The 23,273-nt window shown below is 58.3% G+C and carries 21 protein-coding genes; 15 read left to right on the top strand and 6 right to left on the bottom strand.

Annotated features, from left to right (window positions below; translation table 11 throughout):
* Positions 1 to 64 precede the first annotated feature (64 nt).
* Both GFS31_RS10680 and GFS31_RS10675 read right to left on the bottom strand, forming a co-directional pair.
* The gene (locus GFS31_RS10680; protein WP_198804821.1) at positions 65 to 1,720 is read right to left on the bottom strand and encodes an alpha/beta hydrolase; all 1,656 of its coding nucleotides are present in this window, start codon (positions 1,718 to 1,720) and stop codon (positions 65 to 67) included.
* Between the two features lie 95 nt (positions 1,721 to 1,815).
* Positions 1,816 to 2,562, bottom strand: coding sequence for a TSUP family transporter (locus GFS31_RS10675; RefSeq protein WP_198804820.1), 747 nt, complete (start codon positions 2,560 to 2,562; stop codon positions 1,816 to 1,818).
* Between the two features lie 209 nt (positions 2,563 to 2,771).
* Here GFS31_RS10675 and GFS31_RS10670 point away from each other — a divergent pair, with 209 nt between their 5' ends.
* Complete coding sequence (locus tag GFS31_RS10670; protein ID WP_198804819.1) at positions 2,772 to 3,455, top strand: aspartate/glutamate racemase family protein; 684 nt, start codon at positions 2,772 to 2,774, stop codon at positions 3,453 to 3,455.
* Positions 3,456 to 3,547: 92 nt separating this feature from the next.
* Here GFS31_RS10670 and GFS31_RS10665 read toward each other — a convergent pair whose 3' ends face one another.
* Entirely contained in the window at positions 3,548 to 4,828 is a 1,281-nt protein-coding gene (locus tag GFS31_RS10665; protein WP_198804818.1) for a murein transglycosylase A, read from the bottom strand.
* Positions 4,829 to 4,881: 53 nt separating this feature from the next.
* Positions 4,882 to 5,136: a hypothetical protein gene (locus GFS31_RS10660; protein ID WP_198804817.1), complete on the bottom strand. Its 255-nt coding sequence runs from the start codon at positions 5,134 to 5,136 to the stop codon at positions 4,882 to 4,884.
* A 1,039-nt stretch (positions 5,137 to 6,175) separates the two neighbouring features.
* On the opposite strand from GFS31_RS10660, the gene GFS31_RS10655 reads away from it, so the two are divergent.
* The 13 genes from GFS31_RS10655 to GFS31_RS10595 all read left to right on the top strand — a co-directional run bounded on the left by GFS31_RS10655 (position 6,176) and on the right by GFS31_RS10595 (position 20,753).
* Positions 6,176 to 7,285 (top strand): extracellular solute-binding protein, encoded by a 1,110-nt coding sequence (locus tag GFS31_RS10655; protein ID WP_198804816.1) that lies wholly within the window; start codon positions 6,176 to 6,178, stop codon positions 7,283 to 7,285.
* 91 nt (positions 7,286 to 7,376) lie between these two features.
* Positions 7,377 to 8,045, top strand: a complete 669-nt coding sequence (locus GFS31_RS10650) for a flavin reductase family protein (RefSeq protein WP_198804815.1) — start codon at positions 7,377 to 7,379, stop codon at positions 8,043 to 8,045.
* A gap of 78 nt (positions 8,046 to 8,123) precedes the next feature.
* Positions 8,124 to 9,254 carry an ABC transporter ATP-binding protein gene (locus GFS31_RS10645; protein ID WP_198804814.1) on the top strand — a complete coding sequence of 377 codons (1,131 nt, stop codon included), beginning with the start codon at positions 8,124 to 8,126 and terminating at the stop codon, positions 9,252 to 9,254.
* A 199-nt stretch (positions 9,255 to 9,453) separates the two neighbouring features.
* On the top strand, positions 9,454 to 10,563 hold the full coding sequence (locus GFS31_RS10640; protein WP_198804813.1) for an extracellular solute-binding protein: 1,110 nt from the start codon (positions 9,454 to 9,456) through the stop codon (positions 10,561 to 10,563).
* 155 nt (positions 10,564 to 10,718) lie between these two features.
* Positions 10,719 to 11,564, top strand: a complete 846-nt coding sequence (locus GFS31_RS10635) for an ABC transporter permease (protein WP_198804812.1) — start codon at positions 10,719 to 10,721, stop codon at positions 11,562 to 11,564.
* Positions 11,565 to 11,648: 84 nt separating this feature from the next.
* On the top strand, positions 11,649 to 12,518 hold the full coding sequence (locus GFS31_RS10630; protein WP_198804811.1) for an ABC transporter permease: 870 nt from the start codon (positions 11,649 to 11,651) through the stop codon (positions 12,516 to 12,518).
* 228 nt (positions 12,519 to 12,746) lie between these two features.
* Positions 12,747 to 15,350, top strand: coding sequence for a carbamoyltransferase HypF (gene hypF, locus GFS31_RS10625; protein WP_198804810.1), 2,604 nt, complete (start codon positions 12,747 to 12,749; stop codon positions 15,348 to 15,350).
* 80 nt (positions 15,351 to 15,430) lie between these two features.
* Positions 15,431 to 15,703: a HypC/HybG/HupF family hydrogenase formation chaperone gene (locus tag GFS31_RS10620; protein ID WP_198804809.1), complete on the top strand. Its 273-nt coding sequence runs from the start codon at positions 15,431 to 15,433 to the stop codon at positions 15,701 to 15,703.
* Positions 15,703 to 16,176, top strand: coding sequence for a type II toxin-antitoxin system VapC family toxin (locus GFS31_RS10615; RefSeq protein ID WP_198804808.1), 474 nt, complete (start codon positions 15,703 to 15,705; stop codon positions 16,174 to 16,176). The genes GFS31_RS10620 and GFS31_RS10615 overlap by 1 nt, the downstream gene beginning before the upstream one ends.
* Before the next feature lie 2 nt (positions 16,177 to 16,178).
* Positions 16,179 to 16,379, top strand: a complete 201-nt coding sequence (locus tag GFS31_RS10610) for a hypothetical protein (RefSeq protein ID WP_198804807.1) — start codon at positions 16,179 to 16,181, stop codon at positions 16,377 to 16,379.
* 89 nt (positions 16,380 to 16,468) lie between these two features.
* The gene (gene hypD / locus GFS31_RS10605; protein ID WP_198804806.1) at positions 16,469 to 17,608 is read left to right on the top strand and encodes a hydrogenase formation protein HypD; all 1,140 of its coding nucleotides are present in this window, start codon (positions 16,469 to 16,471) and stop codon (positions 17,606 to 17,608) included.
* 217 nt (positions 17,609 to 17,825) lie between these two features.
* Positions 17,826 to 18,896 carry a D-alanine--D-alanine ligase family protein gene (locus tag GFS31_RS10600; protein WP_198804805.1) on the top strand — a complete coding sequence of 357 codons (1,071 nt, stop codon included), beginning with the start codon at positions 17,826 to 17,828 and terminating at the stop codon, positions 18,894 to 18,896.
* Positions 18,897 to 19,154: 258 nt separating this feature from the next.
* Positions 19,155 to 20,753: a B12-binding domain-containing radical SAM protein gene (locus tag GFS31_RS10595; RefSeq protein ID WP_198804804.1), complete on the top strand. Its 1,599-nt coding sequence runs from the start codon at positions 19,155 to 19,157 to the stop codon at positions 20,751 to 20,753.
* A 154-nt stretch (positions 20,754 to 20,907) separates the two neighbouring features.
* Here the strand turns inward: GFS31_RS10595 and GFS31_RS10590 are convergent, their stop codons facing one another.
* Positions 20,908 to 21,264 (bottom strand): hypothetical protein, encoded by a 357-nt coding sequence (locus GFS31_RS10590; RefSeq protein ID WP_198804803.1) that lies wholly within the window; start codon positions 21,262 to 21,264, stop codon positions 20,908 to 20,910.
* 45 nt (positions 21,265 to 21,309) lie between these two features.
* A complete protein-coding gene (locus GFS31_RS10585; protein WP_198804802.1) occupies positions 21,310 to 22,398 on the bottom strand; it encodes an AI-2E family transporter in 1,089 nt (362 codons plus the stop codon).
* A 120-nt stretch (positions 22,399 to 22,518) separates the two neighbouring features.
* On the opposite strand from GFS31_RS10585, the gene GFS31_RS10580 reads away from it, so the two are divergent.
* The gene (locus GFS31_RS10580) at positions 22,519 to 23,253 is read left to right on the top strand and encodes a phycocyanobilin:ferredoxin oxidoreductase (protein ID WP_225907378.1); all 735 of its coding nucleotides are present in this window, start codon (positions 22,519 to 22,521) and stop codon (positions 23,251 to 23,253) included.
* Positions 23,254 to 23,273 lie beyond the last annotated feature (20 nt).

Here is a 23,273-nt window from a genome sequence, read left to right as displayed (position 1 = left end):
AATAGGGCAATTTGGCTGATTTTCGGTCGATTCTAGACACGCTGCCCCGAAGCCTGGGGTAGCGCTAGGGTGTGAGCAGCGGCAGGATGTCGGCGGGTAGGGCTTGAACCATGTGGAAGCGGAAGGGATCAGCACTGGCGGTTTCTGCGTAGCGGGCGGTGAGAAAGGGGGTAAACTCCTCTCGGTTAGCCGCATAGACCTGGGTGAAGGCCACAATGAGCGCTTTGTTTACCCCCCGTGAGATGCTGAGGGCCTCATCGAGGCTGCGGTCGAGGTCTTGGTCAAAGTTGAGCAATTGGCTGATGGATCGGGTAAACGCAGGGCTGTGGGAGCTGTTGTCCGCCAGGTAGAGGTAGCGGTCGGGGGTGGTTAGCCAGCTAAAGGCTGATACTTGCTGGGGCACCACCGGAGCCACAATATCGAGGGCTCCTCCCAAAATCATGACCGGACGCTGGATATTCGCCATCCCCGTGGGGCCAAAGAGGTTGGCTACTGGGGCAAAGGCCATCACCAAGGCCACCCGATCATCGGCTACCCCCGTGGCCAGTTGCTCGACCACGGCGGGCTGAGATTGCAGGGCCAAGGCGCGGCATTCTAAGAGCAAGGCCACATCCGCCACGATGTTGGTGTTGGGGGCGCAGCGCTGGGCTAGGCGCTCGAAGTCGATGGTAGCCCCGGCCAAGGCTAGAGCCGTGTAGCCCCCAAAGGAGTGGCCCACTACGGCCACCCGCTCTAAGTTCAGCCGTCCGCCAAAGGTATCGGCGTTGCGGCGGCTCAGTTCGTCCAGCATAAACCGGACGTCCAGGGGACGGTCGAGGAATTCTTCGGGTAGAAAGCTCTCGCGGGCAACACCGTTGAGCATGGCCTGCTGCTGTCTAAAGTTGCTGCCAATGTGTTCGGGCAACACCATGACTACACCGTGGGAAGCCGCGTGGGCCGCCACATCCAAGAAGCTTTCGGGGTGGTCGCCTAGGCCGTGGGACAGCACCACCACCGGAATCGGGCCGGGGACGGTGGCCACATCCTGGGGCACCACCACCTCCACCGGAATGGTGCGGTTGCGGGCTGGATCCGTCAGTTGCAGCGACACCTGACGGTGGCCATGGGGGCCGGGTTGGGTGAGGTCGGGCAGGCCAGCGGTGTCAAGGATTTGCTGGGCGGCGTCCTGCTGAGACTGGGTTCGCACGGCTTCGAGCACCTGATGGGTGAGGGCGGCTTCATCTAGGGTTTGCTGGGCGCTGAAAAGCAGTTGGGCCAGGTCTAGCCGCAGGGTACCCGTCGGGAAATGGCGAATCACATCTAGCAGGGAGAGGGTGTTGTCTTCCGCCGCCGCCTTAACCACCGCCGCCCGCAGCGCTTGCTGGCCGTTCAGCCGCGCCTGGGTGCGGATCATCTGGCCCAAAAAGGAGAGGGACTGTTCCCCCATGGGGTCGTTGAACCACTGGCTGAGGGGAACCAGTTCCACATCCCGGCTGGCCGTTAGCCCAGTCCGCAGCCCTTCCCGTTGGTCGGGGGTAAGGCGGCGCAGCAGCGGGGCCAATTCTCGACTGGCATCGTTGCCCTGGGCAAATTCCTCCAGGGCCGACACCGATACCGACCGACTGAAGGGGCCAAATTCTAAAATCACGGTGTCTGCGGCTTGGGCTGGAACCTGACCACTCAGCGCTAGCCCCAGCGCCAAGGATCCCCACACCGCCTGACCCCATCGCTTCATGTTCATTGGTTTTCTCGCCAAGGTTTTTCTATCGTCCACTGTTTTCTGAGTGTGACATCCTCTCTTCAGAAATCAAAGCGGATGGATGGAAATTTCTGGCATCACGGGGGCGGTGCCAGCAGCAGTCTGAGGGCCAGGACAAAGCAGACCCCCGTAATCATGGGCCGAATCAGCCATGGGCCATGCTTCAGCACAAGCCTGCCCCCCAGCAGGGCTCCGAGCAACTGCCCCACAAACATGGCCAGTCCGGCCCGCCAATCGATCTGGCCAAACACCATGAAATACAGAAGGGCGGCCACGTTGCTGGTGGCGTTCAGCAATTTGGTGTGGGCGGTGGCCTTGGTAAGGTTATAGCCGCGCAGGCCCACAAAGGCTAGGGCCATAAACATCCCGGTGCCGGGGCCAAAGAAGCCGTCGTAGAAGCCAATCAGGGGCGCAATGGTCAGGGCGAAGGGTGTCGATCCTAGCCGTTGCTGCTGATCCATCTGCCCCACCTGGGGAGAAAGGGCAAAGTAGGTGCCCAGGGCCATCAGCAAAAAGGGAATCAGGCGGGCTAGAAGGCTGGCGTCCAGGGTCAGCACCAGCCATCCCCCTAGGGTTGCCCCCAAAAACGTGGTGGCTATGGCCCAGCGATGGGCGGTCAGTTGGATGGCCTGCCGTCTCAGAAAAAAGAGCGTCGCGGTGACGGATCCCCCGGTGGCCTGGAGCTTACTGGTTGCCAGAGCCATCGCCGGGGGCATCCCCGTCATCAGCAGCGCTGGGAGGGTAATCAGCCCACCACCGCCTGCGATGGTATCGACACAGCCCGCCACAACGGCAACGGCAAACAGTAGAGCAACAGTGGCCATATCCACGATCCGCATCCTCATGCCCTGGTCTAATTGGGCCTAGCCACCGCACCGCATGGGGCTGAGCCCAGGCATTCCCTGACCGACCATAGCCGATTTCGTGCCCCTCCCCATGGATGGCCCCCAACCAGTGGGCCATAGGGGTTGACGATTCAGCCCTGGTCAACCCACGATGAAGCTGGCTTTCCCCATCAGCGATGACCACGCCCATGAAACTTCTACTGGTTAACAGCAACTCCACCGAGGCGGTGACGGATCGCATGGTTGCCGTGGCCCGCACGGTCGCGGCCCCAAAGACCACCATTACTGGGCTAACGGCGGCAGGAACCCCGGTGATTCGCACCCACTGGGAGTTCGCAACGGCGGCGGTGGAAACGGTGGTGGCCCTCAAAGCCCAGGCCCATGATCACGATGCGGCTATCATCGGCTGTTTTGGCGATCCAGGACTAAAGGCCGCCCGCCACGAGCTGTCGATTCCGGTGGTGGGGATGGCCGAAGCCGCTATGCTCAGCGCCCACCTGCTGGGCGGATCCTACAGCATCGTCACCTTCGGCCCTCACAATGCCGTCACCATTGCCGATTTGGCCCGCCACTATGGCCTCCACACCCGCCTTGCCTCCGTGCGGATTGCCCCCGTTAGCCATGCCGCCATGCTCGCCGACCCCACCCAAGCTATCACCGCCTGCCGCACCGCCGGACAACAGGCCCTCGACCACGACGGAGCTGATGTGTTGATTTTGGGTGGTGGCCCCGTTACCGGAATGGCCAGCCAGATAGCCGCAGAACTTGGGGTGCCCGTTCTCGACGGCATTGCCTGTGCCACCAAGCTAGCGGAATCGCTGGTGGCCTGTGGCTACACCACCACCCGCCGAGGGCTGTATCATCCTGGCTAGGTCTATCCAGGGTTCCCTGGTTAGGCACCATCCAAAGTCCAGGGGATAATCGTCCCACCTGTCGCCGCTAGGGGGCTGACCCCAGGACAAAGCTAGGGCCGCAGCAGGAGGTAGTAAAGCTGTCCGGGATGATTAATCCGGCCTGCCAGTTCCCCGGCTTCGGGGCCAGAGCCCACAAACAGATCGACCCGACCGGGGCCAAGGATGGCTCCGCCCGTATCTTGGTCGAGCACAAGGCGGGTGGTGGGTGGGTGCTCCCAGTCGCCGTCTGGGGTGTGCTGGGGCAGGGGCGCTTGGATCAATGCCATGGCTCCGGGCGGCATTAGAGACTTATCTGTGGCAATGGAGTAGCCAGCGGTGACGGGAACGCTGAGGCTACCCGTGGGTGGCCCGCCATCGGTGGAACGGAAAAAGATAAATCGGTCGTTTTTGGGGATGTAGATATCGAGTTCGTCGGGGTGGACCTCAAAGTAGGCCAGCAGGTTGGGCAGCGACAGGTCTTCGGCGGCAATTTTCCCAGACTCGATCAGGGCGCGGCCAATGCTGGTGTAGGGATAATCGGTGCGGCCCGCAAAGCCCACGGTCATCACCTGGCCATCGGGCAACCCCAGCTTGGCCGACCCCTGCACCTGCACCAAAAACGCCTCTAGGCGACTGGCCAGCCAGACCAACTCCAGCCCCCGCAGCGGCCCCTGACTCCCTTGCAAGCCATCGGCCCCCTCCAACTGAAGGCGGGTGGGGTGGGGCGTGGGCCAAGACTCCAGATCGGCAGGGCGGCGATAGAGGGGATAGCGAAACTCGGCGGTGGGCACGGGGCTAGCGGCATAGTAGGGCTCGAAATAGCCCGTAAACCCCACCTCTCCAGCCCCATCTCGACCCACGGACTGATACAGCACGAACTCTCGGGTCAGGGCCGCTTGGAAGGCGGCATCGTTGGGGCTATGCTGCACCAAATGCCGCAAACGACGCAGACTGCGCTCCACCCGATCATGGGTCACGCCGGGGGTGGGGTGGGCCTGGTAGTCGGCCCTGGCCTTAGGCGTCGCGAGGTAAGTGAAACTATGCTGAATGGCTTGCAGCAGGGGGCGGCGATCCTGGGGCAGCGTCACCGTGGCCCAAACACGGGCAGCATCCGACGCAGGGAGAGGCCGCAAGGGCACAATGGGCGTAGGGTCGGGCAACACCGTGGCCTGGGCGAGGGGCCTCTGGGTCTCCCTAGGGTGAAGGGTGCCCTCAACGGTAGCCGGACGATGCTCCAGCCGCTCCGCCGTTCGCGCCAAAGCTCCCTCTAGCCCCACAATCAACGCCAACCCCGCCGCTAGCCCCAGCGTTCCAAGCCGCAGATGTTGCTGCCGCCATGCCTTGTTACCCATGCCTTCTATCCTGTGAAGCAACCTCCTGCCGCCGTCGGTTCACGGCAGGCAGGCTAAAATCGTTCGACGCTGGAACTGAACACAGGTTCCACCCGAATGGCGGTGAGGCGGGAAGGCCGGATCACCATGTATTCTCCCGGATTGACCTTGGGCAGGGGCACCGTAATAAATTCGTCGGAACTGGCCTTGGGCATGAGCTCGCCGCTGTACCACTTCTGAAAATCCTGGATGGAGGAGAAGCGCACTTCTTCGTGGTGGCCCCCGTCAAACAGCATGTGAATCACGTATTCACTGGGCGTTCTTGGCATGGTTTGCGCTCCCTTCTGTTCACCGACCCCTATTATGGGCTGTTTACTCCCCAAAATGGCATCGCCGTTGGGGAAATTTTTATGGCCCTTGCCCCATCCCCTGGTAAGGCTCCTCCCTCTTCTCAAGCCCCTTGATAGCCGCTATTATCTCCATCCCTAGCCACGCAGCCCATGGCAGAGCCTTCAAATCATGGGTCAGCAACGCGACAACCCTGGTGTAAAGCGGCATCCCCCAATGATGAGCAAATTTTCCTCGGTACTCAGCGGTACTCAGATCGGTGCTTAGATCAGGACTCAAGGGAGAACAGCTATGGGCCGTTAGCCTGGTTAACGGTACGGTAGCTGTTCGATGGCCAGTGACTCACTCTCACCATGGCTACCTAGACTTTTTGCTTCAGCTCGGCCTTCTTGGGTTTCTGATCTTCTTGGGAATCTACTGGTCTACTTTGATTAAAGCTTATTTATTAGTCCGACAAAAATTCTGTTTGGATTATTTTTGGGTCATTATAGCTCTGATATTTTTAGTTCAAACTAACCTAGCCGAGCCATCCCTATTGGCTCAAAATGACTTCTTCTGGATTTTTTTTGCGATGATTACACTCTCTATCTCCGTGGAATTTAAGCAGGTTTTCCATAACCAAAACATGGCTCAGGTCTATCAAGGTCAGGCTTTGACGTCCTCTCCGTAGGACGTGCGGTAGCAGACTGCGTCCGGACGAAGGGCATGGAAGTGCACTATGAAGATCCCCCCGCCCCTCTTCTCTCCATGGGGGCTGCGCGCAGCCTGCAATGGGCCTGGGGGTTAGATGACTCTCTTGCCAAAACGGTAGCCTGGACTACGGACGCCTCTGGAACTTGTCTGTATACAGAATACTACCCAGGTTTTGAGAAAAGTTAACTTTGGGAAAAATTAGCCAGGGCTTGGGGCTAAGGTTGCCCCGTGCCGTCTCTGTTTCAGCATCCTGGGCAGAGGTGGTAAGGCAGGCGTTGACAGATGCCTAGTGTTTGTCTAGCTACTATCCAGAGAGGTCTCTAGAACGTGAACAACCGATCTATTCAGCGGATTTCCCGTCGCTCTGTTTTGGGCGCGGGTTTGTTTTTGGGGGCTAGTTGGGCGCTGAAAGGTTGCGATGCCTCGGCCCCCCAGGGCAGCGCCACTTCAACGGCGGCCAGTGGCGTTGAAGGTGAACTCATTGTTGCCTCTTTCCCTGGCACCACAGATAGCCTATTTCGGGAAGCGTTGGCTCCGGTGGTTGCAGAGCAGACCGGAGTGAGCGTCAGTGCTCAGCCTTTGTTAGCCTTCGAGCAAATTGCGCGGGTGAAGGCCTCTCCCAATAACCCTCCCTTTGATGTGCTGATTTTGGACGACGGGCAAAATGCCGTGGCTGTAGCTGAAGACCTGCTCCAGCCCTTCCCGATGGACAAAAGCCCCAACAGCAGCGATGTGAATCCGGCCTTCCTCAGTGCCCAGGGCCTCGCGCCAATTTTCTACGCCCAGGGCATTGTGCTGGCCTACAACACCGAGCGGGTGCAAACGCCCCCCACCTCCTGGGAAGCGATGCTCGACCCCAACCTAAACGCTCAATTGGGACTGGTCAGCCTCAACAGCATTTTGGGTACTTCCTTCATGGTAGAACTCGCCAAGGTGCTGGGGGGTGGCGAAGACAACATCGAGCCTGCCTTTGAGGCGGTGGCCGAAATGCTGCCCCGGGTGAGCGGTGTGGCGGCGAACCCCGGCGCACTCCTCACCCTCTTCCAGCAAGGCGAAGTAGATATTGGCCCCATGTGGCACAACGACGTGCTTACCCTGGCGGAACGGGGTGTGCCCATGGCCATTGCTAACCTGGAGAGCGGTATCGCCGCTGCCCGCTATAGCCTCAACATTGTGAAAAACCCGGCGGCTGGACTTGATCGCGCCGTGGCCTACGTGGATGCCATGCTCAGCGCTGCCGCCCAAGCCAAGGTGACGGGTGCACCCTACTTCTACATCCCCTCCAACAACACCGTGGAACTACCGCCCCAGTTGGCCTCCATGGGTATCGAGTCGGTGGATGACTTCATCGCCATGGCCCACAACCTCGATTGGCCCACCATCAACCCCCAGCGGGCTGAATGGATTGAGCGGTTCAACCAAACCGTGCAGTCCTAGGCCCAAGCCTCCCAATGCCCCAGCGTTGACCCCGTGGGGGCGAGGTCTCCTCGCCCTTCTTCCCCATTGAGCCTACAGTGCCCGACCCACCATGCCCGACCTTGACGCCCCAGAGATGATCACCCTGGCCACAGCGGAGATGGAGGTGCCTGCCCCCTATCACTTGTTAACCAGCGTGGTGGCTCCGCGCCCGATTGCCTGGGTGTCTACGATCAGCGCCGAGGGCCAGCCCAACCTAGCGCCCTACTCGTTTTTTAATGCGGTGTCGGGGTTTCCGCCCACGCTGATGTTTTCGGTGGCCCTGCGTCGCCGCGACCCCCAGGAAAAAGACACCCTACGCAATGTGCGAGAGGTGGGAGAGTTTGTCTGCCATGTGGTGGATGAAGCCCTGTCGGAGGCGATGGTGAAAACCGCCATGGAACTGCCCCACGGCACCAATGAGTTTGAGGTAGCGGGACTGAAAGCCGTGCCCGCCACGGAGGTGCGGCCCTGGATGATTCAGGGTGCCCCGGTGGCGATGGAGTGCCGAGTCACCCAAATTGTGCCCGTGGCCGAAGCCGCCAGCATTATGGTGCTGGGTCAGGTCTTGCGTTTCCATATCCGCAAGGATTTATACAGAAGTCAGCTGGGGCTGGTGGATACAGTGCACATGCAGCCTGTCACTCGCCTGGGTGGCCCGGTGGAGTACACCAAAATTGGTGAACTCATCCACCTTGCCATTCCCACCCCTCCCGATCCCAGCGTTGTGGCCGCGCCCTAGTCTAAGACTGGGATTTGACGGTTGATTGAGGTTGTTTAGGCCACAACATTCAATGTCCATCCACCCCCCCTAAGGTTCATGCAAGCCACCCAATCTCCCGCCACCCTAGCCGCTGTCGCCACCCTGGGCACCGACTCAGGACACAGCCTGACCCTGTCCCAGGTGATGCACCAATTTGGTTCCTTTGTGGCCCTGAAGGACATCAACCTAGCCATTCAGCCGGGAGAGTTTGTGTCGCTGTTGGGGCCGAGCGGCTGCGGTAAAACCACCCTGCTGCGAATCATTTCTGGCTTCCTCGACCCCACATCGGGCAGCGTTTTGATCGACGGCAAATCGGTGACGGGGCTGTCTCCCAGTGAGCGGGGCACGGGCATTGTGTTCCAAAACTACGCCCTCTTCCCCCACATGACCGTGTGGGACAACGTGGCCTACGGGCTGCGGGCGGGACGCAAGATGTCTCGCATTCAGGTGGCCAACCGGGTAGGCGAAATGCTAGACATGGTGCAGCTCGGCCACTTGGCTAAGCGGGTGCCCAGCGAACTATCGGGAGGCCAACAACAGCGGGTGGCCATTGCCCGTGCCCTGGCGGTAGAGCCGCGCATCATGCTGCTGGATGAACCCCTCAGCGCCCTCGATAAAAGCCTACGCCTGGATATGCAGATTGAAATTCGCCGCATCCTCAGCAATCGCGGCATCACCGCCATCATGGTGACGCACGATCAGGAGGAGGCCATGAGTATGTCCGACCGCATTGCGGTACTGTCTGGCGGCGAAATTCACCAGTTCGACAGCCCCAGCAATTTGTACGACCGTCCGGCTACACCCTTTGTCAGCTCCTTTGTGGGCACCTGCAACCACCTGCCTGGGGAGGTGCTGGGTCGGGTAGATAAGGGCTATTTGGTCAAGGTTCCTGGTGGCGAACTGGAGGTTACAACGGATCACGCCCTCCCCTCCCAAACCCCGATCACCGTGGCCATTCGGCCCGAAAACCTGCGGGTTCAAACCCAATCCCACCGCCACACCCTGGCGGGCACCGTGGCCATGTGCCTCCCCCTCGGTGCGGTGATGACCTACGATGTCGTTCTCGCCAACGACCTGCACATCAAGCTCACCCAAACCCGCACCCTCGGAACCAAGCCCCTTGCCCCCGGCGATCAAATTCACCTTGATCTGGTGGCCTCCGACGCCTGTTCGGTCTTCACCGCCTAGGTCGGGCAAGGGTGGGCTCAGTTCACATCCGCCCTAAGCGTGGTCTTTGTGTTTAGGAATGGTGCCTAACCCGATCTAGCCCACCCCAATTCCCAATCCAACCAACCGTAGGGGCGAGGTCTCCTTGCCCCTTGGATGCTGGGGCATATCGGTCGGCTTTGGCACAAGTGTTTGTTTATAGTTACCGGAGTTTGAGTTCGTGTCCCGATCTGGATCCTTTCAATTTAGCCGTCGTACCCTGCTGGGGACTGGCCTGTTTGCGGGTACCGCCCTGCTGATTAAAGCCTGCGACACCACACCTACCCAAACCTCTGCTGGGGGCGGCACCAGCGGGGGCGGTCGGTCGGATTTGATTGTTACTACCTTTGCCGGAAGCTGGGAGCAGCTTTATCGGGATGTGATTGTTCCGGCCTTTCAATCCGCTGGCGGGGGCAGTGCCAACCTGGTGACGATGGTGTCCCTAGAGCAGGTGGCCCAACTGACGGCAGCTCCGCAAAATCCCCCCTTTGACGTGGCGCTGATTGACGAAGGCCCTTTTAATGCGGCTTCTAAGGAACTCTTTGTGCCCATCCCGGTGGAGATGATCAGCAACTACGACCAGGTGGCCCCCCAACTGCTGAGCCCCGATGGCTGGGCACCCACCACGGGCCTTCAGGTAATTGGCTTGGCCTACAATCCCAGCGAAATCACCACCCCACCCACCTCCTGGGAAGACCTCTACGATCCGCAGTTCCGGGGTCGGGTGTCGATGCAGGGGATGCAGACCACCCAGGGCACTTCGGTGATGGTGCAGTTGGCCAAGTTGCGCGGCGGCAGTGAATCTAACATTGAACCCGCCTTTGAAGCCCTAGAGCAGGAACTCAAACCGAACCTAGCGGGCCTCGCCGCCAACTCTGGAGCCCTGGCTACGCTGTTCCAGCAGGGGGAAATTGCCCTGGCTCCCCACGATTTGAACAACGTCATGGCCCTGAAGGCCCGTGGGGTGGACATTGAATGGGTGGCTCCCCAGGAAGGGGCGATTGCCATGCGGCCCTCTCAGCAAATTGTGGCCAACACCACCGCTGACCTCGCCGCCGCCGCCGCCTTCATTGACGCCAGCCTCAGCCTAGAGGTGCAAACGGCCATGTCCCAGGAGCCCTACAACTTTTTGCCCGTCAACCGCAATGTGGAACTAACGGGCCTCCTGGCGGAGAAATTTGGCTCCACCCTCGATGAAGCCCTTGGCAATCTGGTGTTCTTAGATTGGTCACAAATTAACCCCAATCGCTCCGAATGGATTGAACGCTTTGATCAGGCCATTCAACTGTAGAAATTCCTAGGCAAAACGCCCTACCTAGAAACCCGGTTTCTTAATCTTGGCCATCATCCCAGGATTGTCATTTGGGTCAGACATCGGGGTTCTTCTCTAGGTCAACATTGAGTTTTCAGGATTGCCCGCATGTCAACCTCAGCCAGTTAAACGCTATGAACATCAGCCAACTACTGCGACCTAAACAGGACTTTTTGGCCTTGCCCCTGGCCATTTTTCTGCAACTGTTTTACATCGTACCCTTGGTGATTTTGATTGCCTCTAGCTTTCAGGCTGGGGCTGGCGGCATTTCCTTAGAGAACTACACCAAATTCTTTGGCAATGCGGTCAACGTCAAAGCCCTCACCGATACCTTTTGGTTGGGGGTTCAAGTCACCATTGCCTGCCTAATTATTGGCTACCCCGTCGCCTATTTCTATACCAATGTCCACGCCCGCTGGAAGGGGGTACTCACCTTTTTGATCATGCTGCCCCTGCTCACCAGTGCGGTGGTTCGTACCTTTGGCTGGGTAGTGATTTTGGGCCGACAGGGGTTGATCAATACGGCCCTGATGAAACTCGGACTCATCGAGGAACCCATCCGCCTGCTGTTTACCCACAACGGCGTGCTGATTGCCCTCACCCAAATTTGGCTACCGATGATGGTGCTGCCCATTGTGGCATCGCTTTCCCAGATTGATTCCCGGCTGGCGGCGGCGTCTAAAAGCCTAGGCGGTGGGGCATGGCGCACCTTCTGGCAAATCACCTTCCCCCTCACCCTGCCGGGGATGATTTCTGGGTCGCTGCTGGTGTTTGCCCTCACGGTCAGCTCCTTCGTCACGCCCTCCATCATCGGCGGGGGCCAGCTCATCTATCTGCCGACACTGATTTATCAACAGGGCATCGTACTGCTAAACCAACCCTTTGCCGCCGCCGTCTCCACCCTGTTGCTGATCATGGTGGTGGCCGTGGTGCTGATTTTGGGTGCCTTCGGCAAACGCAGCCGCCGCTACATCCGTTAATCCAGACCATTTCCTAACCCAAACTATCCGCCTCAGACAACTCACCTCTGACGATTCGCCAACGCAGACTCCCTAGGAACCGCCATGTCCTCCACCTCCCTCAACCCACCCGCCCAACTGCCCGCCGAGTCGGCCTACTCCCTCCGCAAGCTGGATCAGGTGTCCTTTGCGGTGGTGATGCCCATCCTCGCCATTCTGGGCCTGATTATGCTCACGGCCCCCACCATCATTGTGCTGTTGGCCTCCTTCAGTTCCTCGGCTACACTGCAATTTCCGCCCCCCGGCTTTTCCTTGCAGTGGTATCTGTCGCTGTTTAGCTTCCCCGAACTCCGGGCTGCTGCCCTGAATAGCTTTCAGGTGGCCCTGTTCACTGCCATTGTGTGTGTGGTGCTGGGGGTTTCGGCCTGTCTCGCCATGATCAACAGCCGGGGCCGCTGGGTGGCGGCGATGGATGCCCTGGTGATGTCGCCCCTGGCCCTGCCCGGTGTGGCCCTGGGTTTGGGCATGATGGCCTTCTTTGCCATGGTGGGCATTCGCCTGTCCCTGTTTACCTTAATCATTGGCCACATCGTCATCTGTACGCCCTACGTGGTGCGGAACGTGCTGGCCAGCCTTACCCAGCTTGGTTCCTCCCTCCAGGAAGCCTCCAGCGCCCTGGGGGCCAGCCCTGCCTACACCTTCTTCAACGTGACCCTGCCCCTGATTAAACCAGGGGTGCTGATTGGTGCGTTCATGGCCTTCCTCACCTCCTTCGACAACGTGGCGGTGACACTGTTTTTGTCCGATGCCCGCACCGAAATGCTGCCCATCCGCATGTGGTCGATGATCGAAAACGACCTGGACGTGCGTGCCGCCGCCATCTCCGGGGTGCTGATTTTCCTCACTGCCCTGCTGATGATTGCCATGGAACGGTTCTCCGGCCTCTCCAAGGCGCTGATCAACAACAAAGCCTAGGCATCTCGTAAACCAATTCCTTGGCAGACCCATGGCTTGGCATCGTCCAGGCCCAGACGCTATGGCCCAGAACAACTCCGCTGATCGTCGCACTGCTGTGGCCCAACACTAAAGAAAATCATAGGGATTTAAACAAAGCGCCATGCCCCCTTTACTCTCGTAGGTATGGCGTTCTGTTTGACTAGGACGCAGTTGGTCGTTGATGCCCTGGGCATTGCGTTAGTTGCCATGACGCTTTCCTCTGATTCCGCTCAATCTGTCACTTCCCATATTTCAGCGCCCTACACCCCCAAACGTAGAGCCACGCCCCAAGCAACTGCTCAACCCCTCGTAGAAACCCCGCTAGCCGAGGTGCTGCGGGTGACGGGCACCGTTCAGGGGGTCGGCTTTCGGCCCACAGTCTATCGGCTGGCGGTAGCGTTGGGTCTGCGCGGCCATGTGCTGAATGATGGGGAAGGCGTGTTGATCCACTTGGCCGGAACGTCAGCCCAAATTGACCAGTTTGTCACCCATTTGCTGAAGGAAAAGCCGCCGCTGGCCAAAATTGCCTGTATTCAGCGGCAATCCCTGCCGTTAGATGCGGTGACTGAAGCAGGCTTCACCATTGTTGAAAGTGCCCACACCCCCGCCCGCACCGAAATTCCCCCCGATGCCGCCACCTGTCCCCAGTGCTTGGCGGATATCTTCAACCCTCGTCGCCGCCATTTTCGCTATCCCTTCACCAATTGCACCCACTGCGGCCCCCGGCTCAGCATCATCCGCCACCTACCCTACGACCGCCAAAGCACTAGCATGGCCTGGTTCGAGATGTGCCCCTCCTGCCGCCAAGAATACCAGGATGTGGGCCATCGCCGCTTCCATGCCCAGCCCACCGCCTGCCCCGTCTGCGGCCCCAAGGTGTGGCTAGAACGGGCCGACGGCAAACCCCTATGCAGTAAGTCCCTTTCCTTGGTGGACGAAGCCGAAGCCATCGCCACCCTAATTTTGCGCGGCGAAATTGTTGCCATCAAAGGGCTGGGCGGCGTTCACCTCGCCTGCGATGCCACCAACGAGGCCGCCGTTCAAACCCTACGCCAGCGCAAACACCGCTACCACAAGCCCTTCGCCCTGATGGTGAAGGATCTCGCGGCCATCGCCCCCTACTGCGACGTTAGCCCCCAAGAAGCCGAATTGTTACAAAGCCCCGCTGCGCCCATTGTCCTCCTCACGCCAGTTGAAAATTCAAAATTCAAAGTTCAAGGTTCAAAGTTCTCCGCCTCTTCCGACTCCCGACTCCCCTCTCCTCCTCTCCCCCTCTCCCCGTCCCTTTCTCCTGGACTGGGCACCCTCGGCGTCATGCTGCCCTACACGCCCCTGCACCACCTCATTCTGCAGCGGTTAGATCGGCCCATTGTGATGACCAGCGGCAACCGTTCCGACGAGCCCCAGTGCATCACCAACGAGGCGGTGCGGGAGCAGTTGGGCGACATTGCCACCTACTTTTTGCTGCACAACCGCGACATTGTGAACCGGGTGGATGATTCGGTGGTGCGGGTGGTCGATGGCCAACCCCAAATTCTGCGGCGGGCGAGGGGTTATGCTCCGGCTCCGATAGCGTTACCCGCTGGATTTGAGGATTTACCGCCGATTTTGGCCCTAGGTGGCGAACTGAAAAGTACCTTCTGTCTGCTGCGGCCCGGACAGGCGATTCTCTCCCAACACCTGGGCGATCTGGAAAATGCAGCGGCCCACCAGGGCTATCGGCAGGCGCTCGATCTCTACCTCAACCTGTTTGAATACGACCCCACCCACCTCGTCGTGGATGCCCACCCAGAATACCTCTCCACCAAACTGGGGCAAGACTGGGCCGAGCGTCAGGGACTTGCCCTCACCACTGTGCAGCACCACCATGCCCACATCGCCGCCTGCATGGCCGATAACGGTTTGCCGTTGGACACCGCCCCCGTCCTCGGCATTGCCCTAGATGGCCTCGGCTATGGCGACGATGGCACCCTCTGGGGCGGCGAAGTTTTGCTGGCGGACTATCGCCAATACCAACGCCTCGCCCACCTCAAGCCCGTGGCCATGCTGGGCGGCACCCAAGCCATCCGCCAACCCTGGCGCAACACCTACGCCCACCTCGTTGCCGCCTTTGGCAGTTGGGACGCGGTGCAAAAAGCCTTTCCCAAACTGGACTTGGTGCGCTTTTTCAAACATCAACCCCTGGCCCTGCTGGATACCATGCTGGCCCAAAACCTCAATGCGCCCCTGGCCTCCTCGGCAGGACGCTTGTTTGATGCCGTTGCCGCCGCCGTGGGCCTCTGCCGCGAAACCGCCACCTACGAAGGCCAAGGAGCCATCGAACTGGAAGCCCTGATCCAACCCCACCACCTCGAAACCGCCCAAAATTCCGCCTATGCCTTCACCCTTCAGGGCCTATCCAATGCCGTAGGGGCGAGGTCTCCTCGCCCACCGATCCTGGAGACCAACAGGCCAGATTCCGCATCAGAACTGCAACCCCTCATCCTCGATCCCGCCCCAATGTGGCCCAGTCTGCTCCAGGATTTGCAACAAAATGCCGCCCCCGCCCTAATTTCTGCCCGCTTCCATGTGGGATTCGCCAATGCCCTATCCACGCTGGTGCAACACTTAGCCCAACACCATCAAGCCACGACCGTTGCGCTTTCCGGTGGCGTGTTTCAAAATCAAATCCTCACCGCCCAAGTGACGCAGCGCCTGCAAACCCTTGGCCTCACCGTCCTCACCCATCACCAAGTTCCTCCCAATGATGGCGGGCTTTCCCTCGGTCAAGCGGTGATTGCCGCTGCCCAATCGGCTCAACCACCGCCCTAATCGTCTTTTGTCGATGGAGATTTCGGTGTTCAATTCAAAGTTCAAAATTCAAAGTTCAAAACTTACTCCAAAAAATTCCCATGTGCCTAGGTATTCCCGGTCAAATTCAATCCATTAGTGACCCCGTTAATCAACTCGCCATTGTGGATATCAGCGGCGTGCGGCGTCCTGTTAACATTGCCTGCATTGTGGATGACGATCATCCCCTCGAAAGCTGTGTAGGGGAATGGGTGCTGGTTCACGTTGGCTTTGCCCTCAACCGCATCGACCCTGACGAAGCTGCTGCTACTCTGGTCTTGTTAGATCAACTGGCAGAATTTGACACTAAGGAACTAGAAATAGCGAACTTTTGATGAGTGAAACTATCTATATTGAAACAAGCATTTTAGGCTATCTCACTGCGCGCCCAAGCCGAGATATAGTGGTAGCCGCTAATATTGAGATAACAAAGGAGTGGTGGGAGAATCGTCGTAGTAAGTTTCAATTATACGCATCACAAGCTGTTGTCAAGGAAACCTCTCAGGGAGATGCCGAAATCGCAGCGCAACGCCTCGAAATCATCAGCCAAATCAAAATACTCGAGCTGAACTCATCTGTACTGGGTCTGGCAGAGAATTTTCTAGCACGCAGCAATCTTCCCGCAAAAGCCGATATTGATGCCGTTCATATTGCTGCTTCAACAATTCATGGAATGGACTACCTGCTGACATGGAATTGTAAACACATAGCGAATGCCCAAATCCAAAGGCGGTTAGCACAAATTAGCGCCGACTTTGGATATGAACTACCCATCCTTTGCACACCCTACGAACTACTTGGAGATTAATAATGTATCGAGATGAAATTGTAGAAGAGATTCATAGAATTCGGGAAGAATACCTGAGATCCTTCAATTACGACTTAAAATCGCTATTTGCTGACCTGCAAAAACAAGAAGCTGAAAGCGGCAGAGAAATAGTTGACCTGTCATCGAATCGCAGTCAGGCAACTCGCTGGACAAATCTCCAAAAAGTTTCTGGCAAAAATTAGGAATGTCAATCATGAAATCATAATTTTCCTTGTATCAGCGATTTTCTCTGTCTTTTTGAATCACAAATACTTGTCTTTATCTTTAACCTATGAAATACGTTGATGAATTTCGTAATCCGGCTAAGGCTCAAGGCGTTTTGGCGGATATTACCCAACTGGCGGAAAAGCTAACCCAGGATCGACCTGGCCCCATCAAAATTATGGAAGTTTGCGGGGGCCATACCCACGCCATTTTTAAGTTTGGGTTAGAACATTTGCTGCCGACCAGCATTGAACTCGTCCATGGGCCGGGGTGTCCGGTGTGCATTATGCCTAAGGGAAGATTGGATGATGCCATCACCATTGCCCAGCAGCCCAACGTAATTTTCACCACCTTTGGCGATGCCATGCGGGTGCCCGGTTCAACGCTGAATTTGCTCCAGGCCAAGGCGGAGGGGGCAGATATTCGCATGGTGTATTCGCCGCTGGATGCGTTGGCGATGGCGAAGGCCAATCCTGATAAAGAAGTGGTCTTTTTCGCCATTGGCTTTGAAACCACGGCCCCCAGTACGGCCCTCACGGTGCTGCAAGCGCGGGATCAGGGGGTGATGAATTTTAGTTTGTTTAGCAACCACGTCCTGGTAGTTCCGGCCTTGGAAGCCCTGCTGGATAACCCCGATTTGCAACTGGATGGTTTTGTGGGGCCGGGGCACGTTAGCACCGTGATTGGCACCGATCCTTACCGGGTGATTACCGCTCACTATGGTAAACCCGTGGTGGTGTCGGGTTTCGAGCCGCTGGATATTTTGCAGTCGGTGTGGATGGTGCTGCGGCAGTTGGCGGAGGGCCGTTGTGAGGTGGAAAATCAGTACACCCGCCTTGTCAACGATCAGGGTAATGCGGTGGCGATGGGGGCGATGGCCGAGGTGTTTGAGGTGCGCCCCACCTTTGAATGGCGTGGCTTGGGAGATATTCCGGCCTCTGGGCTACGGATGCGACCAGCCCTGGCGGCGTGGGATGCGGAAGAGAAATTCACCCTCCCCGGTCGGCAGGTGGCGGATCATCGGGCCTGTGCCTGCGGCGAGATTCTAAAAGGTGTGAAAAAGCCCTGGGATTGCAAGGTATTCGGCACCGCCTGCACGCCAGAAAGTCCGCTGGGAGCCTGCATGGTGTCCTCTGAGGGAGCTTGCGCCGCCTACTACAAATATGGACGCCTAGCCACGGAGCGACGGCAGGTGAGTCGAGTATAAGTCAAGTGACGATGGCATCGTAGGGGCGTGGTCTCCACACCCTTTTTCATGCCCTTTTTTACGCCCTTGTCCATGTCTTTCTAGGGTTCCCGACGAGCAAACGTCCATCGTTCATCTGGGGCTTGCCGTGGGCTTTGTGCCCCAAATCATTCCTGCCGCGATAGGCCAAGCAGTCTGTGATACCCTATGCGCTAACTGGCGTGATAGGGGCGACACAATGACGGCGATGACGGTGGGCTTGGTATTTGGCGGCTGCTCTGGGGAGCATGAGGTGTCGATTCGGTCGGCCCAGGCGATTGCGCGGGGGCTGAGCAGCGGGGCCAATGCGGAGAAGTACCACATCTTGCCCGTCTATATTCGTAAGGATGGCGTGTGGCTGGCGGGTGCTGAGGCGGCTGAGGTACTTGCCGCCGGACTTCCCCTCAGCGACTTACCTGCCGCCGAAACTATCACGTCGCTGCAACGACTGCCCCAGTTTAGCCAGGTGGATGAGGTGGACGTGTGGTTTCCGGTGCTCCACGGCCCCAACGGCGAAGACGGTACCGTACAGGGCGTGTTCACCCTGATGCAGCGCCCCTGGGTGGGCTCTGGGGTGCTGGGTTCGGCCGCGGGGATGGACAAAATCGCCATGAAAAACGCCTTTGCCCAGGCGGGTCTACCCCAGGTGAAGTATTTGGCCGTGAACCGCAGTGAGGTGTGGTCAAATCCCTGCGTGTTCCCTAAACTGTGCGACCAGATTGAAGCCGAACTGGGCTATCCCTGCTTTGTCAAACCCGCCAACCTGGGGTCTTCCGTGGGCATTGCCAAGGCCACCAACCGCCGCGAACTGGAAGCCGCTCTCGACAGTGCCGCCAGCTACGACCGACGGCTGATCGTCGAAGCCGGAGTGGTGGCCCGCGAGGTGGAATGCGCCGTCCTCGGTAACGACAACCCACGGGCCTCGGTGCTGGGGGAAATCTCCTTCCAGAGCGACTTCTACGACTACGAAACCAAATACACTAGCGGCCAAGCCGACCTCACCATTCCCTCCCCTCTGCCGGAGGCCGTCAGCCAGCAAATCCGGGACATGGCGGTGAAGGCGTTTCAGGCCGTGGATGCCGCCGGACTCTCGCGAGTGGACTTTTTCTATGTGGAAGCTACCCGGGAAATCTTGATCAACGAAATCAACACCCTCCCCGGCTTTACGGCAACCAGTATGTATCCCATGCTCTGGGAGGCCAGCGGTGTACCCTTCCCGGAACTGGTGGATACCCTGGTGCAGTTGGCCCTCGAACGCCACGCCGCCTAGGGTGATTCAGAGGGTCGCTATCGCCAGGGGCCGTCATCACCATGGATTAACCCAGGACAAATCATAGATTTGAGTCAATCAAAGCACGCCAAAAGGTCAGCAAGGCGATAGAAAATCCCCGCACTAGGGGATGTTGATGAACGCTGGCACACCCTCCAAAACGGCTAAAAATCCTGCCAACTGGGACACTCCCACGGCTTCCAGTTTGCACATTTAGGATAACTCTCGTAGGATGGCGGAAATCCTACGTTAGTATCCATGAATATCCTGCTGGTTTATCCTCGTTTTCCAAAAAGCTTTTGGTCCTTTGATAAAACCCTGGAACTGGTAGGCATGAAGGCACAGTTGCCGCCCTTGGGTCTGGTGACGGTGGCGGCTATTTTGCCCCAAAGCTGGAATTTTAAGCTGGTAGACCGCAATGTGCGGGAGGTGGAAGACGCCGAGTGGCGCTGGGCCGATATTGTGATTGTCTCCGCCATGATCGTCCATCGGCCCGACTTTTTGGCCGCTATTCGTACCGCGAAGGAATACGGCAAGCTGGTGGCCGTGGGTGGCCCCTATCCCACCTCTCTGCCCCACGAAGCGGAAGAAGCCGGGGCCGACTTTTTGATTTTAGACGAAGGGGAAATTACCCTACCCATGTTTGTGGAGGCGGTGGAACGGGGCGACCGCAGCGGCACCTTCCGCTCTGGGGGCGAAAAACCCGCCGTTACCGACACCCCCATCCCCCGCTACGACCTGCTGGAGCTAGATGCCTATGCCGAAATGTCGATCCAATTTTCGCGGGGCTGTCCCTTTCAGTGCGAATTTTGCGACATCATTGTGCTCTATGGGCGCAAACCCCGCACCAAAGAGCCCGATCAGCTTTTGGCCGAGCTTCAGTACCTCTACGACCTGGGCTGGCGGCGCAGCATCTTCATGGTGGATGATAACTTCATCGGCAACAAGCGCAACGTCAAACGCCTGCTGACGGCCATGAAGCCCTGGATGGAGGAGCACGGCTATCCCTTCTCCTTTGCCACTGAGGCTTCGGTAGACTTGGCCCAAGATCCAGAACTGATGCAGATGATGGTGGACTGCAACTTTGGCACCGTCTTTTTAGGCATCGAAACCCCCGATGACGATAGCCTCGCCCTCACCAAAAAGTTCCAAAATGTTCGCGATCCGCTATCGGAATCGGTGGTCGCCATTGCCAACGCCGGACTGCGGGTGATGGCCGGATTCATCGTCGGCTTTGACGGCGAGAAAAAAGGCGCAGGCGAACGCATCTATCAATTTGTGGAGCAAACCGCCATCCCCACCGCCATGGTGAGTATGCTGCAAGCCCTGCCGGATACCGCCCTCTGGCACCGCCTAGAAAAAGAAGGTCGCTTGCTGGGCAAGAGCGCCGACATCAACCAGGCCACCCTGATGAATTTCGTGCCCACTCGGCCCATCGAAGACATCACTGAAGAATTTATCCAAACCTTCTGGGATTTGTACGATCCGCTGATTGTCCTCAACCGCACCTTCCGCCACTTTTTGATGCTAGGAGAAGCCCAAAAACGCAACTATAAAAACCGCACCGTCTCCGCTGGGGCACCGGATATTAACTGGATTACCATCCGTGCCTTTTTCATCGTCCTCTGGCGGCAGGGCATTAAGCGCAAGACCCGCCTGCGCTTCTGGATCAACCTGGCCATCATCCTCTGGCGCTACCCTGCGGTAGCGGCGAACTATGTCTCCGTCTGCGCCCAGGCCGAGCACTTCCTCGACTTCCGTCAAATCGTGCGCCAAAACATCGAAGCTCAGCTTGCCGCCTACCAATCCGCCAAGCTGGCCACGCCCACCCCAGAAGAAGCGCCCCTCGCAGCCTAGGCCAAAACCACAAACCCCTGGGACGTGACGCAATGCCTCGATCCCAGGGGTTTTCTTAGACCGTTAGATCATCCACAGATTCATCCACAGCCTGAGGTCATTCACGCTACCCCAGGGTTGATGCTCAGAATCCCGGTTTGGGGTAGCCGAAGGTTTAGCTCTCTGCGGTGGCTTCAGCTGTCGCCTCGGTCGTGGCGTCTTCGGTAGGAGCCTCTTCAGGGGCGGCTTCAGTCTCAGCAGCCGTTTCTTCAATCACCTCTTCCACCACTTCAGCTTTGGGCTTGGGCCTGGGGCCGCGCATGAGGGCGGGGGGAACAGCGGGTTTGCGTTCCTCTTCCCGACCCCGACCCCCGCGACGACCTTTGCCACCCCGACGCTCGCCGCGTTCGCTACGTTCACGACGTTCGCCGCCTTCGCCACCTTCGCCGCCTTCGTTCCGTTGGCTGCTGGTGGTAATAATTTTTTTCTTGGGCTTATCGGGGGAGGGGTTGGGGGTATCGGTATCGGCCATAGTATCTCTCTTGATTGCAACCCGCCGATCTTATCGTGAATTGGCTTACCGATGGCCGAGAAAGGGGGACGGAGGTGGGGGTGTGAGGGCCGAATCCGATGGGCCATCGCGATCTAGCACGTCCTTAATCCAGGCTTCTTCGATCCAGGTTTTGCAGACCACCGCCAAGGGAAGGGCCAAAATTAGCCCCAAGGGGCCGAGGAAGGTGGTGAAGAAAATCTGGGCAATGAGGGTGGCGGCGGGCAGAAGGGAAACCTGCTTCTGCATGGTCATGGGGGTGAACCAGTAGCTTTCAACATTTTGGATGACGACGTAGAGCACCAGCACCGCCAGGGCCTTGCCGGGAGATTGCAGCAGCGCCACAAAGATGGGAAAGATGGCGCTGAGGGTTGGCCCCAGGTTGGGAATGAAGTTAAACATCCCAGCGAGGACGGCGTGGGCAAAGGCATAGGGCACGCCCAAAATAATCAGCCCCACAAAGCTGAGGGTGCCCACAAACATTGAGCTGAGCGCCACTCCCCCCAACCACGACATGAGGGCGGATTCGCAGCGGGTGAGAATATCATCGGCCCGCTGGCGATAGCTGGAGGGAAACATCCGCAGCAGCAACCCCCGATAGGCGGGAGGATTAGCCAAAATCATCAGGGTGAGAACCAGCAGCAGCAGCACTTGCAGCAAAATAGCCACCGAGCTGGAGAAGAAGGATAGGAAGTTGCCGAAGACCGTGGTGCTGATATTGGTGACTTGACGCAGCAGTTCGCTAAAGTCAGGGATAAGCTGGATATCTTGGTCGGGAAACCAGTCGGGCGGATTTGCGCGGAAGTCGTCGAACCAGCCCGTGAGGACCGCAAACCCCTTGGGAGTGAGTTCCAATAGTTCCTGAAACTGGCTGGCAAAGAGAGGAAAGACAAGGCCCAGAAAAATGAAGCCTCCCAACGCCACAAAGGCCGATGTGACGAGCAACGCCCGGTCGCGGGGCCAGCCATAGGTACGCACAAACAGCCGCGTCAGGCTATTGAGGGCCGTCACGAGGACGACGGCAGCAAAAATCAGCAGCACAATCTGCCGAAACCGCCACAGCACATACAAGCTAATGCCGAGCAGCGCTAAGTTAATCCAGTCTGTGAGCTTCACCCGTCTCTCCTCTCTACCACGCCAAGATTGAGCCAGCGGTTGCCAAGAAACCGTATCGCGGGTCACAGCCTGCTAGCGTAGGCTGATATGCTGAAAGTCTACTATATGCATTCTGGTTCCATGGCGTCTTCTCCTCTCCCTTCCCTGCGGGAACAGCAGCACCCCATGATTCGGGCCTTGGCCAACCGTATCGAGGCGGTGTGGCAGGACTATCTGGATCTGTCTCCCTACGCACTGCCGGAGGACTTGGGCTATGTGGAGGGCAAGCTAGAGGGCGAACGGCTGACCATCGAAAACCACGGCTACCAAGCGCCCCAGTTTCGCAAGCTGCACCTAGAACTGGCGCGGGTCGGCAATAACCTGGACATCCTCCATTGTGTGATGTTCCCGAATCCTGAATACGGCCTACCGATGTTTGGCTGCGACCTGGTGGGTGGCCGAGGGCAAATCAGCGCCGCCATTGTCGATCTTTCCCCCGTGGCCGACACCCTGCCCCCCGCCTATGACAAAGCCCTCACGGCCCTGGCCCCACCGCCCTTCGCCCAAGAACGCGGCTTGCCAGAATGGGGCACCATTTTTTCGCCCCACTGCCGCTTCATTCGGCCCACCAGCCCCGAAGAAGAAGCTGCCTTTGTTCAGCTCATCGCCGACTACCTCACCCTGCACTGTCAGCAGGCGGTGGCCACCGAGCCTACTCCAGACTTGACGACTACCATTCTGGCCGGACAACAACGCTACTGCACCCAACAACAGCAAAACGACAAAACCCGCCGCGTTCTCGAAAAAGCCTTTGGCGATGCCTGGGCCGAACGCTACATGACCACCGTTTTATTTGATGTCCCACCTGTTGCGTAGAGCCCGTCGTTCTTTAGAAT

It is taken from the genome of Leptolyngbya sp. BL0902 (genome assembly GCF_016403105.1).
GTDB lineage: Bacteria > Cyanobacteriota > Cyanobacteriia > Phormidesmidales > Phormidesmidaceae > Nodosilinea.
This window is presented reverse-complemented; position numbering and strand designations above follow the sequence as displayed.

Excerpts from the sequence above, each read along its gene's own strand:
- GFS31_RS10680 (WP_198804821.1), bottom strand. The coding sequence starts at position 1,720 with ATGAACATGAAGCGATGGGGTCAGGCGGTGTGGGGATCCTTGGCGCTG.
- GFS31_RS10675 (WP_198804820.1), bottom strand. The coding sequence starts at position 2,562 with ATGGCCACTGTTGCTCTACTGTTTGCCGTTGCCGTTGTGGCGGGCTGT.
- GFS31_RS10670 (WP_198804819.1), top strand. The coding sequence starts at position 2,772 with ATGAAACTTCTACTGGTTAACAGCAACTCCACCGAGGCGGTGACGGAT.
- GFS31_RS10665 (WP_198804818.1), bottom strand. The coding sequence starts at position 4,828 with ATGGGTAACAAGGCATGGCGGCAGCAACATCTGCGGCTTGGAACGCTG.
- GFS31_RS10660 (WP_198804817.1), bottom strand. The coding sequence starts at position 5,136 with ATGCCAAGAACGCCCAGTGAATACGTGATTCACATGCTGTTTGACGGG.
- GFS31_RS10650 (WP_198804815.1), top strand. The coding sequence starts at position 7,377 with ATGCCCGACCTTGACGCCCCAGAGATGATCACCCTGGCCACAGCGGAG.
- GFS31_RS10645 (WP_198804814.1), top strand. The coding sequence starts at position 8,124 with ATGCAAGCCACCCAATCTCCCGCCACCCTAGCCGCTGTCGCCACCCTG.
- GFS31_RS10635 (WP_198804812.1), top strand. The coding sequence starts at position 10,719 with ATGAACATCAGCCAACTACTGCGACCTAAACAGGACTTTTTGGCCTTG.
- GFS31_RS10630 (WP_198804811.1), top strand. The coding sequence starts at position 11,649 with ATGTCCTCCACCTCCCTCAACCCACCCGCCCAACTGCCCGCCGAGTCG.
- hypF (WP_198804810.1), top strand. The coding sequence starts at position 12,747 with ATGACGCTTTCCTCTGATTCCGCTCAATCTGTCACTTCCCATATTTCA.
- GFS31_RS10620 (WP_198804809.1), top strand. The coding sequence starts at position 15,431 with ATGTGCCTAGGTATTCCCGGTCAAATTCAATCCATTAGTGACCCCGTT.
- GFS31_RS10615 (WP_198804808.1), top strand. The coding sequence starts at position 15,703 with ATGAGTGAAACTATCTATATTGAAACAAGCATTTTAGGCTATCTCACT.
- GFS31_RS10610 (WP_198804807.1), top strand. The coding sequence starts at position 16,179 with ATGTATCGAGATGAAATTGTAGAAGAGATTCATAGAATTCGGGAAGAA.
- hypD (WP_198804806.1), top strand. The coding sequence starts at position 16,469 with ATGAAATACGTTGATGAATTTCGTAATCCGGCTAAGGCTCAAGGCGTT.
- GFS31_RS10600 (WP_198804805.1), top strand. The coding sequence starts at position 17,826 with ATGACGGCGATGACGGTGGGCTTGGTATTTGGCGGCTGCTCTGGGGAG.
- GFS31_RS10595 (WP_198804804.1), top strand. The coding sequence starts at position 19,155 with ATGAATATCCTGCTGGTTTATCCTCGTTTTCCAAAAAGCTTTTGGTCC.
- GFS31_RS10590 (WP_198804803.1), bottom strand. The coding sequence starts at position 21,264 with ATGGCCGATACCGATACCCCCAACCCCTCCCCCGATAAGCCCAAGAAA.
- GFS31_RS10580 (WP_225907378.1), top strand. The coding sequence starts at position 22,519 with ATGGCGTCTTCTCCTCTCCCTTCCCTGCGGGAACAGCAGCACCCCATG.